The sequence below is a fragment of the Martinezella dioscoreae genome (assembly GCF_009176305.1).
GTDB lineage: Bacteria > Pseudomonadota > Alphaproteobacteria > Rhizobiales > Rhizobiaceae > Rhizobium > Rhizobium dioscoreae.
In genome coordinates, this window is record NZ_BLAJ01000002.1 from 478,587 (window position 1) to 492,443 (window position 13,857).

Annotated in this window: 10 protein-coding genes; 7 read left to right on the forward strand and 3 right to left on the reverse strand. The window is 60.7% G+C overall.

Features of this window, described 5'->3' with window-relative positions; genetic code table 11:
- Positions 1 to 92: 92 nt before the first annotated feature.
- Positions 93 to 2,660, reverse strand: coding sequence for a winged helix-turn-helix domain-containing protein (locus GDN47_RS08850; protein WP_233789822.1), 2,568 nt, complete (start codon positions 2,658 to 2,660; stop codon positions 93 to 95).
- Positions 2,661 to 3,099: 439 nt separating this feature from the next.
- Here GDN47_RS08850 and GDN47_RS08855 point away from each other — a divergent pair, with 439 nt between their 5' ends.
- Positions 3,100 to 4,428: a peptidoglycan L,D-endopeptidase MepK gene (locus tag GDN47_RS08855; RefSeq protein WP_173002472.1), complete on the forward strand. Its 1,329-nt coding sequence runs from the start codon at positions 3,100 to 3,102 to the stop codon at positions 4,426 to 4,428.
- A 30-nt stretch (positions 4,429 to 4,458) separates the two neighbouring features.
- On the opposite strand, the gene GDN47_RS08860 is transcribed toward GDN47_RS08855, so the two are convergent.
- On the reverse strand, positions 4,459 to 5,160 hold the full coding sequence (locus GDN47_RS08860) for a TetR/AcrR family transcriptional regulator (protein ID WP_152093086.1): 702 nt from the start codon (positions 5,158 to 5,160) through the stop codon (positions 4,459 to 4,461).
- A gap of 133 nt (positions 5,161 to 5,293) precedes the next feature.
- On the opposite strand from GDN47_RS08860, the gene GDN47_RS08865 reads away from it, so the two are divergent.
- From GDN47_RS08865 to GDN47_RS08880, 4 genes are read left to right on the forward strand one after another with little or no spacing between them, the layout of a single operon-like run.
- Positions 5,294 to 6,304, forward strand: a complete 1,011-nt coding sequence (locus tag GDN47_RS08865) for an HlyD family secretion protein (RefSeq protein ID WP_152093087.1) — start codon at positions 5,294 to 5,296, stop codon at positions 6,302 to 6,304.
- A 12-nt stretch (positions 6,305 to 6,316) separates the two neighbouring features.
- The gene (locus tag GDN47_RS08870) at positions 6,317 to 8,077 is read left to right on the forward strand and encodes an ATP-binding cassette domain-containing protein (RefSeq protein WP_152093088.1); all 1,761 of its coding nucleotides are present in this window, start codon (positions 6,317 to 6,319) and stop codon (positions 8,075 to 8,077) included.
- Positions 8,074 to 9,225 carry an ABC transporter permease gene (locus GDN47_RS08875; protein ID WP_152093089.1) on the forward strand — a complete coding sequence of 384 codons (1,152 nt, stop codon included), beginning with the start codon at positions 8,074 to 8,076 and terminating at the stop codon, positions 9,223 to 9,225. The genes GDN47_RS08870 and GDN47_RS08875 overlap by 4 nt, the downstream gene beginning before the upstream one ends.
- Positions 9,226 to 9,227: 2 nt before the next feature.
- On the forward strand, positions 9,228 to 10,349 hold the full coding sequence (locus tag GDN47_RS08880) for an ABC transporter permease (RefSeq protein WP_152093090.1): 1,122 nt from the start codon (positions 9,228 to 9,230) through the stop codon (positions 10,347 to 10,349).
- A 159-nt stretch (positions 10,350 to 10,508) separates the two neighbouring features.
- Here the strand turns inward: GDN47_RS08880 and GDN47_RS08885 are convergent, their stop codons facing one another.
- The gene (locus GDN47_RS08885) at positions 10,509 to 11,603 is read right to left on the reverse strand and encodes a GGDEF domain-containing protein (RefSeq protein WP_113329465.1); all 1,095 of its coding nucleotides are present in this window, start codon (positions 11,601 to 11,603) and stop codon (positions 10,509 to 10,511) included.
- A 215-nt stretch (positions 11,604 to 11,818) separates the two neighbouring features.
- Between GDN47_RS08885 and GDN47_RS08890 the strand changes: the two genes are divergently transcribed.
- Both GDN47_RS08890 and GDN47_RS08895 read left to right on the forward strand, forming a co-directional pair.
- Entirely contained in the window at positions 11,819 to 12,223 is a 405-nt protein-coding gene (locus tag GDN47_RS08890) for a hypothetical protein (RefSeq protein ID WP_173002473.1), read from the forward strand.
- Between the two features lie 221 nt (positions 12,224 to 12,444).
- A complete protein-coding gene (locus tag GDN47_RS08895; protein ID WP_152093092.1) occupies positions 12,445 to 13,818 on the forward strand; it encodes a PepSY-associated TM helix domain-containing protein in 1,374 nt (457 codons plus the stop codon).
- Positions 13,819 to 13,857: the final 39 nt, after the last annotated feature.

The window sequence follows — 13,857 nt, forward strand, 5'->3', positions numbered from 1 at the left end:
ATTCGCACGCGTGCAGATTAGGTGTTTTTTCGTCCGTCGATAGCCTTCCCGATGGGTGGGCGGGCGCCTCAAAACCTACCCGAACGGGTAGGTCAGCGATCGAGCATGCCCTTTTGACGCGCTGCCGTCACGGCCGCAGTCCGCGTCGAGACATTGAGCTTGGCAAAGATATTGCGCAGGTGAAACTTGATCGTATTGTCGGACAAGGCCAGATTCCGGCCGATTTCCTTATTGGAAAGCCCAGAACTCAACAGCTCCAACACCATGCGTTCCCGGCCGGTGAAGGCATAGCCGCCATCATCGGCGGCAGGTTCGTGCACCGTCTCACCACTCATGAGCAGAGACTGGAGACGCTTTCGAGGAACGTTTGCGACAGTTGGATGATTGGCGAGTGCGCGAAGCTCGCCCAGTCCCGCGGAGTGATCGAGATGAAGCAGCGCCCGGTAGTCGTCGAGGGGGGTCGTCAACACGAGATCGGAAAGGCTGGCGGCGGCGAGATCCGCGCGGCCTTCCGCAAGAAGGATCCCTATTTCGATGAGAGCAAGCTCGATCGCGCGCGGGACATGCGGACGTTGCGACTGACCCATCCTGAACTGATCAAAGACCTCGCGCGCCTTAACCTTCTCACCAAGAGCCAGATAGGCGCGTGTCCAGAAGATCGCCGGCGTGGCTCCGCGCAGATGGATGGCCAGCGCATTGGCGCGATCTGAAACGATTGCCTGCATGCCGAAGCCGTTGGCCTCGGCATGCCGGATTGCCTGATCGAGATCGCCCGATGCCATGAGCAGCATGGCACGTTCACCGTCAATCAATCGCGTCAGCCGATCGAAGCCGCGCCGCCGTGCCACGGCGCGAATGCGATCCATCGCTGCATGGGCGGAAAGCAAATCCTCGCGCATGCGCAGGATCCGTTGCTCGGCCATGAAGCCCGCAGCCAGAAGGTCAAACCAGGTATCATGAAGCTCAAGGTGAGGCAGCGCCCATCCGAGCATCTCCGCTGCTGGCTCCACCTCGCCGCGCATCGACAGAACCTCGGCCTTCAACACCTGGCCGACGGCATCGAGATCGCTGCCCGGACCGATATTGGTCTGCGCTTCGCAGATCAGCTCTTCGTAGGCCGACAGAGCGCTCGCACAATCACCGGAGAGAAAGAAGGCCTGGCCGATATGGGTATAAAGGTGCATGGCGCCGAAATCGGCGCCACCGTCGCGAAAGGCGCGAATGGCCAGATGCCCGTAGTGCAATGCCCGGTCAAGCTCGCTGCGGATCAGGAAATTGTAGGAAAGCATGTTGAGGGCCAGCGCCCGATGAATGAGCTCCATTCCATCCGGCTGCCGCAAATCATCTTCAAGTGCGGAAAGATCGGCCGCCGTCGCCCAGTGATCCGTATAAAGCGCCAGAAGGATACGCACGACGCGCAGGTCCTTTGCCAAGGTCGGGTCTGCAGCAGCGGCCCGTTCGGCGATGACAAGATAATGATTGGCCGCAGCAAGCTGCGCCGCCTTGGCGTTGAAGATCGAGAGCCCAAGTGTTGCAAGCGGAAAGCGGACGAGATCGATTTCCGAGGCGCGTCCGCTCAAGGCCTGAAAGAGCGTCGCGCCGCCGCGGGTGGTGGCATAGACACGCCGCCAGCCGCCGGCTGTTTCGACGATGCGCGCGGCAAGATTGGCGTCGCCCGCCGCAAGCGCATGATGCACGGCCCGATCTATGTCGCCCTGCGCCTCAAACCAGTGGGCGGCACGATTGAGCGCAAGATTGGCATCGATACCCCTGCGGCTGGCGGTCTTCTTCAGGAACTCGTTGAAGACCGGATGAAACCGCATCCAGTTGCCGGGGCCTGCCAGCAGTGTGACCGGGAGTGCGTAGTCAGCCAGCCTCTCGCTGAGATCCGCCTGCTCTCTGCTTTCCAGCACGGCTTCAAGCAACGAATGATTGAAGGCCGGAAGGGCGGCCGTGCCGATGAGAAACTCACGTATGTCTTCAGGCAGATGTGCGAACACCTGCTCCGACAGGTAAGAGCCCATGTCAGCACCGCCGCCATCGAACGAAGCCAGAATGCTGTCGCTCTCCTCCGATTCCGATACGAGCAGACTCACCATCTGCAGCGCGACCGCCCAGCCTTCGGTCCGGCGATTGAAGGAACCCACCTGTTCCTCTGTCAGATGAGTGCCCTTACCGGCGAAAAGCTCTCCCGCTTCGGCATCGGTAAAGCCAAGCTCGGCAACACCGAACTGTTTGAACTCACCACGCAACCGCAATGCGGAGAGCGGAAAGCGCGGCGGGCTGCGGCTGACCAGCACCAGCTTGACGTGTTCGAGCGAGAGGTCGGCGAGGATCTTCGCCATCAGCGCCTCGGTCGCATCCGTCTGAGCGAAATGATAGTCGTCGAGAAAGGCGACGAGCGGCCCCTCGATCTTGCGCAGGCGCGTCGCCAGCACGGAAAGCAATGCCGCCGCAGGCAGGTTGCCGGCATCCGCGCCATCCTCATGAAGCAGCGTCTGCAGGGCATCGATCAACGCGAGCAGAAAGGCTTCCTGATTGGTATGTTCGGCATCGAGCGACACCCAGCAGAGCTTGACACCATCCTCCTTCAACAGCTCGTACCATTGAACGGCAAGAGAGGTCTTGCCATATCCGGCAGGTGCGACAATGGTCGTCAAACGGCGCAGTCCGGCCCGCCGGAGCTGCCGCAACAGGTCGCTACGTCTGATTGTTTGCTGCCCACTTGATGGGGGAGCAAATCGATTCTGTCCACTCATGGGGCGGGATGATGCTGTCTTGGCCGGCAGTTTGCAACCCACGCGAAAACGTTTGCAAAGCCGGGTTTTCCCCAGCTTTCGAAAGACAGCGCCTTACAGGCACTGGTTGATGCCCACACAAAATTGCAACGGCACAACTGAGGCTTTCCGGAATAAGGGTCGCCAGGGCTGGAGGTGACTTCCGCCGCCCTATGAATGCGCTCGAACGGACAAAATTTTGCCGTTTCCACCTATAAACGGTCCGTTAGGGATTTATTGACCATAATTGGAGGGTATAGCGATGCCGCGGACGCGGCGCCTCTGATTTCTGTTTCTCTTAGCAAGGGCGAAAGTCGTATCCGTGCATCACGTGATCTTTTCCATTCCGGCGACGGTTTTCGCCACGACTTTCTCATTCGTCGCTTGCCGGGTGGCGCTGATCGCAATGCTGGTGCTCGGTGCTTTTGCCGGCACCGCGGCGGCCGAGGATCGGGCACTCAAGCTCTTCTTCACCCATACGGGGGAAAGAGCGACCATCGTCTTCAAACGCGGCGGCAAATATGACCCGCGGGGCCTTGCTCAAATCAATCGTTTCTTACGCGATTGGCGAAAGAACGAGCCGACCAGGATCGATCCGGAATTGCTCGATCTCGTCTGGGAGGTCTATCGCCGCAGCGGCGCCAACGAGGCCATTCACGTCGTCTCGGCCTACCGCTCTCCCTCGACCAACAGCATGCTGCGCAACCGCTCGCGCAGCTCCGGCGTTGCCAAACACAGCCAGCATACGCTCGGCAAGGCGATGGATTTTTACATTCCCGGCGTGAAGCTTGCGAGCCTGCGCGCGATTGCCATGCAGATGCAGATCGGCGGCGTGGGCTTCTATCCCAATTCGGGCTCGCCCTTCGTGCATCTCGATGTCGGCAGGGTGCGAGCCTGGCCGAGAATGTCGCGCCAGGAACTCGCGCGGCTTTTCCCGAATGGGCAGACGCTGCATGTGCCGGCAGATGGCAGACCGCTGCCGGGCTATGATGTGGCGGTCGCCCAATCCAAAAAGCGGCCATCTCAAATGAGCAGCAGGATCGCAGCCGTCGTGGATGACGATGACGACGCCGGGTCATCGATAGCGTCGCGCAATGACACGCCCGACCGTAGCCTTCTCACCAGCATGCTGCCGACGCCCAGGAGCCGGGCCCTGACTGGACTGGAGCTTCAGCTCAGCAAGCGAGTGACCGAAGAAAACAAGAGCCAGCCCTTTGCCGATCTTGCGGCCTATGCCGTTCCGCTGCCGGCTTGGCGGCCGACCAGCAGCATCGTCGTTGTCCCGACGGCCGCACCGGAGAGACCCGCCCCTCCCGCTGTGTTCGCCAGCCTGATCGTGGGACGCAGCGACGCCGGAAAGCTCGTAGTTTCGGACAATGCGAAGAATACAGCCGATAGCGCCATGGCAAAGATGCAGCCAATGGAGCGCCTGCCAAGCTCTGCCGTGCAGGACGTATCCGGCGGCGTCGGAGCCATGTCGACCGGAGCCATCGTCGCCTGGGCCTTGCAACCGCCGGGCATGGCAGTCGACATGACGCTCCCGAGCCTCGTCAGCGCGCCCATTCCGATGCATGACGACATGGCGGAGGCCCAGGCCGAAGCGTACGATGGCGACGACTTCGATGTCGAACGTTTCGGTTTCGAAGGCTGAAGCATTTCCCGAGGCGCGATTTGCCAGGAGTCAGCTCGGCTGTTCCGGTGATCCCGCCGCCGCCTGTACTGGCAGGGAGAGCTGGGTAAGGCCGCCAAGCGTGAAGCGAAAGAGCCGGTCTGCCAGCTCCTCATCCGTGGTCGCTTCCCGTCCAAGCGCCGGAATGATCTCGGACACGCGCTTTTCGGCTACCAGCAGCATGAAGCATGGCGCCATCGTCGAAAGCGCCGCCTGAGCAACGAGCGGATGGTCCGGCGCCACGCCGATGATCTGGGCGATGACGCCGAACAGCAAGGCTTTCTTGGGCTCGATTTCCTCGCGCCGCAGTTTGTCGATGTGCGGCGTCGGCGCGATCAGTTCGCGGACAATCACCTTGGCCGGCCATGAGTGCTCATTGCCGGTTCGCACCACTTTGACCAGCAACCCGATAAATCGGCGCAGCTTCTCCTTCGACTCGATGTCCGCGCCCACCGTGCGGGCAAGCACATCGTAACTCATCAGGCGATGATGCGCCTCGGCAAGAACGTCTTCGTACAAGGCCTCGATGCCGCCGAAATGGTAGTTGACCGCCGCCGCATTCGTTCCCGCATGCAAGGCGATTTCCTTTGCAGTCGCGCGATCGAAGCCGAATTCGGCGAAGACGGCGCCGCCCGCCTCAAGCAGGCTTATCCGCGTGGCAGCCCCGTCCTGCCGATCTCGAGATCGCGCCGTTCGTCTTATGCCTCTGGCCATTGCTTTCGCCTTCTAGTAATTCAAATATTAATTTGAAATTTGAATTTGACAAGTGTTATAATCGTCCCGCGGATCGATCTCTGTCACCGTTCGTTTCATCAAAGCTGGCATCTCTTTGGAGTTCAAATACAGCATGCAGCGCATCGTCGTCATCTTGCTCCTGTTGATCGCCGCCGCGGGCGGAGCCTGGTGGTATTTCCATCGGGACAACGGCTCGAACGAGCTTGTTCTTTATGGAAATATCGACTTCCGGCAACTTACCCTCGCCTTCAACGGCAGCGAACGCGTCGCCGAAGTCCTTGTCGAAGAGGGCGCGCAAGTCAAGAAAGGCCAGGTCGTCGCCAGGCTGGATACGAGCCGTCTTCAGCCCCAGGTCGCCCAGGCCGAGGCGCAGGCAGCAAGTCAGCGGGCCAATCTTGAGCGCCTCAAGAACGGTAATCGTCCGGAAGAGATTGCGCAGTCCCGCGCCAATCTCGAATCCGCCAAGGCGGAAGCGGTCAATGCCCGCGCCCAGTTCGAGCGCCAGAACGCGCTTGCTCCCAAGGCCGCCGTCAGCCAACAGGCTTTGGATGAGGCGCGCTCTGCCGCCGCCGTTGCCGACGCCAAGGTCGTCGCCAATCAGAAGGCGCTCGATCTGCTTGTCGTCGGTTCCCGAGTCGAGGACATTCAGGAGGCGGAAGCGCAGCTTCATGCATCGGAAGCCAATGTCGCGCTTCTGCACCAGCAGCTTGCCGATGCCGAACTGAAAGCACCGGTCGACGCCATCGTGCAGTCCAGACTGATCGAGCCCGGCGAGATGGCCTCACCCACGCGAGCGGCATTCTCGCTTGCGACGATCAGCCCGAAATGGGTGCGCGCCTATGTCTCGGAAACACAGCTTGGAATGCTTCGTCCCGGTATGAAGGCTAACGTCAGCGTGGATTCGCTGCCCGGACGGGCGATCCCCGGGTGGATCGGCTTCATCTCCTCGGTTGCGGAGTTCACGCCGAAATCGGTGCAGACGGAAGAGCTGCGCACAAGTCTCGTCTATGAAGTCAGGGTCTTCGTGGACGATCCCGATAACGCGCTGCGGCTGGGCATGCCGGCAACCGTCCGGCCGCTTCCCGGCGAGCAGGCGAATGTCGCAACCGCGCAGCAGCAATAGAGTGGGAATGCCATGAGCGCCGGCGATCTCTCGGTCACAGCAAGGAATGTCCGCAAGACCTTTCGCCGCGACACCGGCGAGATGGTGGAGGCGCTTGCCGATGTCTCGCTGGAGGTCCGCAAGGGAGCGCTGACCGCCCTCGTCGGCCCGGACGGTGCCGGCAAGACAACATTGCTGCGCCTGGCATGCGGCCTCATCGCGCCGAATGAAGGCAGTTTGCAGGTGATCGGCGTCGATATTGCTAGGGAACCGCAGCGCGTTCAGGACCGGATCGGCTATATGCCGCAGAAGTTCGGTCTCTACGAGGATCTGAGCGTTCAGGAGAACCTCGATCTTTACGCCGATCTGCATGGCGTGACGCAATCCCAGCGTGACGAGACCTATCCGCGCCTCTTCGAAATGACGCAGCTCGGTCGCTTCAAGGAGCGGCCGGCGGGAAAACTGTCAGGCGGCATGAAACAGAAGCTTGGCCTTGCCTGCACGCTGGTGCGGGCGCCGGAACTGCTGCTTCTCGACGAACCCACGGTCGGCGTCGATCCGCTGTCGCGGCGCGAGCTGTGGGAGATCGTCTTCAAGCTCGTCAGGGAGGACGGGCTCTCGGTGATCGTGGCAACTTCCTATCTCGACGAGGCCGAACGCTGCGAACATGCCGTGCTCATGCACGCGGGCAAAATCCTCGATCAGGGGCCGCCGGAAGAGATTACGGCAAAGGCCGATGGCTGCTGCTTCATGGTACAAGGTCCGGAGGACATGCCGGCTAGATCGCTGCAAGCGCGCTTGTTCGCGCTGCCCGGCATTGTGGATGCCGTGCCGGAAGCCGGCCGCGTCCGGATCGTGCGCAAACCGGAGCAGACGCGCGAGCCGCTGCGGCTGGATGAGACTGAGCTCGATACCGAGAGCGTCGCGCCCCGGTTCGAAGACGCCTTCATGATGCTGTTTTCCGCCGTCGTCGGCGACGCCGAGCGCCAGACGCACAGCGGCCAGCCATCCGACCGTCGCAACGGCGATGAAACGGTCGTGCAGGTGCGTGACCTCCTCCGCAAATTCGGGGACTTCACGGCCGTCGACCATGTGAGCTTCAGCGTCCGCAAAGGTGAGGTCTACGGCCTCCTCGGTCCGAATGGCGCAGGAAAGAGCACGACGTTCCGGATGCTCTGCGGCCTGCTTCCGGCCACTGGCGGCACCTTGATGGTCGCCGGCTCCGACCTCCTGACGGCAGGTGCGAAGGCACGAGAAAAGCTGGGTTATGTCGCGCAGAAATTCTCGCTCTACGGCCAGCTCAGCGTCGACGAAAATCTGGAATTCTTCGCGAGCGCCTATGGCTTACGTGGCCGGCGCAGAAAGGACAGGATCGTCGCCCTGAAGAGCCAGTTCGAACTCGACCAGTTCTCAAAGCTGCCGAGCGGACAGTTGCCAGGCGGATTCAAGCAACGACTGGCGTTGGCCGCCGCGCTGCTGCACGAGCCCGATATTCTCTTCCTGGACGAAGCGACCAGCGGCGCCGATCCGCTGGCACGCCGGCAATTCTGGGGACGGATCACTGCCCTCTCCGAACAGGGCGTCACCATCATCGTGACGACCCATTTCATGGAAGAGGCCGAATATTGCGACCGGATCATCATTCTCGATGCCGGCAAAAACCTGGCCGAGGGAACACCGGTCGAAATCCGGGCCCGCGCGGGAGCGCACGGCGAGGCGGCAGCGACGATGGAGGAGGCCTTTATTGCGATCGTCGAGAAGGAGCGCCATAGGAAAATGGAGAAGGCGGCATGAACCAGTCCAAAGACAGCTCCGGCCAAGGATTGCGCGCAGCCTTGCGCCGCATTCGCGCCCTCATCCGCAAGGAAACCTGGCAGCTCCTGCGCGATCCGAGCAGCATTGCGATCGGTATCGTCATGCCCGTGGCCCTGCTGATCTTGTTCGGATACGGCATCAATCTCGACGTCAAGAACGTTCCCGTCGCGATCGTCATGGAAGAAAATTCAGCCGAGGCGCGCGGCCTCGCCTCCTCCTTCGAACTCTCCAGCTATTTCTCCCCGAAGCGCGTCAAGACGATGGCCGAGGCGGAAAAGATGCTTCTGTCCTCCGAAGTTCAGGCGATCCTGCGCATTCCCTCGGATTTCTCGCGGAAGGTTGCTCAAGGCAGTGGCGAGGTTCAGGCCGTCGTCAACGGCAGCGATGCCAATACGGCGCGCATCTCGCTGAGCTATGCCGAAGCGGCCGTTGGCGTCTGGGCCGCCAAGGAAACCTCGCGCAAAGGGACGGCCGGCGGCAGCGGCGTCACGATCGAATCCCGCCTGTGGTTCAACGAGGCCAACGACAGCAGCTATTTCCTCGTCCCTGGTCTCGTCGTCCTCGTTATGACGCTGATCGGCGCGCTGCTGACCGCCCTCGTCATGGCGCGGGAATGGGAGCGCGGCACCTTTGAAGCGCTGTTCGTAACGCCGGTGCGCTCGACGGAGATCCTGCTCGGCAAGACCGTCCCCTATTTTCTTCTGGGGCTTGCGGGCCTTGCGCTCTGCGTCGTCGGCAGCCGGCTTCTCTTTGGCGTGCCGCTTCGCGGATCGTTGCTGGTCCTGACCGTCGTATCCATGCTCTATCTTCTCGTCGCGCTGGGACTCGGCCTTGCCATATCCTCGATCACGAAGAGCCAGTTCATTGCCAGCCAGGTCACCGTTCTCGTGACCTTCCTGCCAGCCATGATGCTTTCCGGCTTCATGTTCGATCCGAGGAGCATGCCTTGGGCCGTACAGATCATCACCTACATCTTCCCCGGCCGATATTTCGTTACCCTGCTGCAAACCCTGTTTCTCGCCGGCAATATCTGGAGCGTCATCCTGCCCAATGCCGCAGTGCTTGCCGGCATGGCGACAGCGCTTTTGGCCCTTGCCGTGCGCATGACCCGCAAGAGGATCGCATAGCCATGTTGATCGCATCGCTTCTGCGCATCCTGACCCTGATCCGCAAAGAGCTTCTCGTTATCCTGAAGGACCCGAGAAGCCGGGCAAGCCTTGTCGTGCCGCCGATCCTGCAATGCCTGATCTTCGGTTACGCCGCCACCTACGATCTCAATCATGTTCCCTATGCGCTCGTCGACCAGGACAGGACGACGACATCGAGAAACCTCGTCGCAAAGCTCGAGGGATCAGGCATTTTCGAAAGGGTAGCGACACTGACGCAGACCGGCCAGGCCATCCGCTTGCTCGATACCAAGCAAGCCGTACTCATCATCGTCATCGAGCGCGATTTCGAACGGCAATTGGAAGCCGGCACCTCAGGCACGGTGCAGGTCGTCGCGGATGGCAGGAATTCCAACACCAGCGGCATTGCGCAAGGCTATGCCAACACGATCGTCAGCGACTTCACCTCCGACTGGCTGGCACAAAAGGGGAATTCCAACGGCAGCATGAGGGTCACGACGCGGGCATGGTATAACCCGCAACTGGAAACGCGATGGAGCATGGTCCCCTCGCTCATCGGGACCATCACCATGCTGATGACGATGATGCTGACGGCCATGTCCGTTGCGCGCGAACGCGAGGAAGGCACCTTCGATCAATTGCTTGTCGCACCGTTCACGCCGACCGAAATCATGATCGGCAAGGCCGTTCCCTCGATGATCGTCGGCATTACCCAGGCATCGACGATCCTGCTGGTGGCCTTGTTCTGGTTCCGTATCCCGTTTGCCGGTTCGTTCCTGACGCTTTATCTCGGGCTCAGCCTCTTCCTTGCCGCGGCCATCGGCTTCGGGCTATTCCTATCGTCGATTGCCGCCAACATGCAGCAGGCGATGATCCTCTGCTTCGTCTTCCTGATGCCGTTCATGCTGCTCTCCGGTCTGATGTCGCCGACCGACAACATGCCGGAAGTCCTGCAATATGCGACGATGATCAATCCGCTGAAATACGCGATCAGCATCACGCGCGGCGTCTATCTCGAAGGTGCCGGCATCGACGCGCTGTTTCCGGATATGCTGGCACTCGTCGCCATCGCCGCCGCGACGATGCCGGTTGCCGCCTGGATGTTCCGCCACCGCTTGAACTGAACCACATCGCGTTTTTCCCGCGATCGCTCCGAGGGATCGAGCGCGGCGAAATCATGCATTGCCTGCCGGGATGCTTCCTGCAGCAGATCCTCGCGCATGCGAGTTGCCGGGAAATGCGGGAAAGCACGACGTGCTCATCGCCGAAGAATGACAGCCGACCTATGCGGCCTCTGCCAGTTCAACCCGATTTCTTCCACTCGCCTTCGCTCGATAGAGTGCCTTATCGGCAGCCTCGAGCACATGCTTGAAATCCGTCGTCGGCTCAAGGGAACAAGCAATACCGATGCTAACGGTGACATGGACGGCTTCCTGCTCAAACATCAGGCTTGTGCCCTCGATGTCCTTGCGAATTTTCTCCGCGACGGCAGCCGCAGCCCTCATATCCGTGTTCGGCAGCAACACGACGATCTCCTCGCCGCCATAGCGGGCCGCAATATCGGTCTTGCGCACGGTTTGCCTGATAACATCGGCCAGCCGAGCCAGAACGGTGTCGCCGAAGGAATGGCCCCAGCTGTCGTTGATCTTCTTGAAATGATCGATATCGAGCATGATAATCGAGAAAGGGATGCGCCGCGTACCCGCTTCTTTGCTGCATCGATCGCCTTCGCGCTGCAGCACGCGGCGGTTGGGCAGCCTTGTGAGTGGGTCGAGGCTCGCTTCATTCTCCAACGCACGCTGTATGCCGATGCGATATTGCTCCCGCTGCAGCAGGTCTGACAGCAGCATGACGCCGAGGATATTGACGATCGTCACCGGAAGTGTCGCCGAGAGGAGCAGGGCGTGCGCAACCGCCCACGGCAAAAGGAAGACAACCACAATGGATGAGCAGGTCGCCAGACCGAACAGGGCCGATCGCCTCCATCCCGTGCCAGTCCATTGTCGCGGCAGCAGACTGAGCGCATAGCCCACGGCCGCAACAATCACGATGCCGGCAACGCCGACCACGGCGCCCATGCCGCCCACCATGAACCGAAACAGGGCCATCATCACCGCAGCGACAATGGTTCCTAGAAGGCCACCATAGATCGGCGTAAGAACAAGGAGGATCGACCGGCCATCCTGGATCACACCTGGCATCCATTGGATGGGATCGCCCATGGACAGGATGCCGACCAGCCCGAACAGCAGCCCGACGGCCACGGATTTCAAAGCGCCGCGCTCGACGATACGGATGACCCAGGAATAGGCATAGACAATGATCGCCACCTGGCCGAGGACACGTATTAGCGAGATCAAATGTGTTTCGATTTCCATGGCTATTCCCAGTCTTCGCTACGCGCCGCAATGGATGAGCTGTGGCGGCATGGTCGAAGTCCTTACGAGATACCATGCGATCTCTAAAAATAGTTTATATGCTTCTCATCGATCGGCAGTGCGGCAGGATCACGGCACGAATTGACGCATTGCGCTTGTGATAGGCCTGCCCTATGAGTGAAACCTTATCCGCGAATGCGGTGGTGGGGACAAGAATGCGGAAGACAATTTCGCGTATAGGACAGTGGAGCACGCGCATTCTTTGCGCCGTTGCATTGTTGCTTGTCGGCTTCGCCCATCAGCCGATCGTGGCAATAGCGGACGAAGTATCCCCAATCGAGCTTGCCCAGTACAGGCTTCCGGACGGATCGCTGCCCATCCTCTGCGTCACCTACAAGGATGCCGACGGCAAGGTGCATGGGAAAGCCTATGCGCCTGGATGCGAGGCATGCCGGATCGCGTCCGCTGCGATGCTGCCCACGCCTCCGACCGACATTTGCGAGTGCCTTGCCTCACCGCGCGGAGAAACCGTCATCGCAAGATCGGAGGCTTTCCACCGCCAGCTTTATCCGCCGAACACAGGACCGAGAGCGCCTCCCCTCCTCGACATCGTTGGCTGAACCGGCGCTGCGGCCTCGCCGTGACGCCCGCCGTCAACGCTGCCGCATCGCGACCCCTTGGTCGTAAAATCTGAGGATTGGTGTTCCTGACTGTACTTTGCCGAAGAAGGCGGGGCCGATTGGTCCGGCTGCTTAAGTGAAGCAAGCTCACCTCAAATGGCGAACCATCGCCGCCCCTCCCCAGATCGATCATGGCAGCCTACCGATCTTCGGAGGATTTCATGTCTGCCCTTACCGCTGCAGAGCCTGCAGCCGCAGCACACCATAATATGTCGCTCTATCGTGCGATCTGGCGCTGGCATTTTTTTGCTGGCCTTCTCGTCATTCCCTTCATGCTCAATCTGGCGATCACCGGTTCGCTCTATCTGTTCAAGGATCAGATTGCCGACACTTTCTATTCGCATCGCTACCTTGTTGCCGAGACCGGCACGATGCTACAGCCACAGCAAATCGCCGATGCGGCGCTCGCAGCCTTTCCCGGCACCCGCGCAACCTCCTATCACGAAGCGTCGGCACCGAACCGCTCGGCCTGGGTAACGGTATCCAAGGACGGCCAATCAGCCATCGTCTACGTCAACCCTTATGACGGCAGCATTCTGGGAGCGGTCGGCTCGAAACAGGAATTCGGCTGGGTCGTTAAGCGTATCCACAGCCTCGAATATTTCGGGACATGGACCAATCGCCTCATCGAGATCGTCGCGGGCTTTGCCCTCATCCTCGTGGTGACCGGCATCTATCTTTGGTGGCCGCGACAGCAGAGCGGCGGCGTGCTCACGGTTCGCGGCAATCCGTCCCGGCGCGTCTTCTGGCGCGACCTGCATGCCGTGACGGGGGCCTTTGCCGGCATCCTGATCTTCTTCCTGGCCTTCAGTGGCATGCCGTGGTCCGGTTACTGGGGCGCCAACGTCAACGCCTGGCTGACTGCAAACAATCTCGGCACGCCGGCAGCCGTGTGGGACGAGGTGCCGAAATCGACGAAAGTCACACAGGATATTGTCAGCCGCGCCGGCTGGGTGGTTGAGAATGCGCCCGTTCCGCTCTCTGATATCGCCGCAGCGCAATCTGCAAGGCCGATCGGCCTGAACAAAGCGGTCCACATCATGCATGGCCTAGGCATGGTTGCAGGCTCCGATCTTGCGATCCCATCAGATCCGACCGGCGTCTATACCGCAAGTCACTATTTCGGCGACCTCGGCGAGGAGCGAACGGTCCACATCGATCAATATTCCGGCAAGCCGCTCGTCGACATTTCCTATGACCAGTATCCGGCGCTCGGCAAGGCGATCGAATGGGGCATCAACCTCCATCAGGGACAGGAATGGGGGCTTTTCAACCAGCTCCTGATGCTGGCCACTTGTCTCGCCATCATTCTTTGCTGCGTGACGGCTGCCACCATGTGGTGGAAGCGAAGGCCATCGGGCCGTCTCGGCGTGCCGCCGATGCCGCCGCAGAAATCGGTCTATATCGGCCTGTGGCTCATCGCCATCATCTTCGGGGTGGCCTTCCCGCTGACGGGAGCCGCCATCGTCGCGATGCTGCTCCTCGACCGGTTCGTGGTTCGTTTCGTGCCGCCGCTCCGGCGTTTCTTTTCCTGACGAGACCGGGCGGAGCCCAAAGGCTTCGCCTGTCCGCTC

Excerpts from the sequence above, each read along its gene's own strand:
- GDN47_RS08890 (WP_173002473.1), top strand. The coding sequence starts at position 11,819 with ATGCGGAAGACAATTTCGCGTATAGGACAGTGGAGCACGCGCATTCTT.
- GDN47_RS08860 (WP_152093086.1), bottom strand. The coding sequence starts at position 5,160 with ATGGCCAGAGGCATAAGACGAACGGCGCGATCTCGAGATCGGCAGGAC.
- GDN47_RS08875 (WP_152093089.1), top strand. The coding sequence starts at position 8,074 with ATGAACCAGTCCAAAGACAGCTCCGGCCAAGGATTGCGCGCAGCCTTG.
- GDN47_RS08880 (WP_152093090.1), top strand. The coding sequence starts at position 9,228 with ATGTTGATCGCATCGCTTCTGCGCATCCTGACCCTGATCCGCAAAGAG.
- GDN47_RS08870 (WP_152093088.1), top strand. The coding sequence starts at position 6,317 with ATGAGCGCCGGCGATCTCTCGGTCACAGCAAGGAATGTCCGCAAGACC.
- GDN47_RS08885 (WP_113329465.1), bottom strand. The coding sequence starts at position 11,603 with ATGGAAATCGAAACACATTTGATCTCGCTAATACGTGTCCTCGGCCAG.
- GDN47_RS08865 (WP_152093087.1), top strand. The coding sequence starts at position 5,294 with ATGCAGCGCATCGTCGTCATCTTGCTCCTGTTGATCGCCGCCGCGGGC.
- GDN47_RS08895 (WP_152093092.1), top strand. The coding sequence starts at position 12,445 with ATGTCTGCCCTTACCGCTGCAGAGCCTGCAGCCGCAGCACACCATAAT.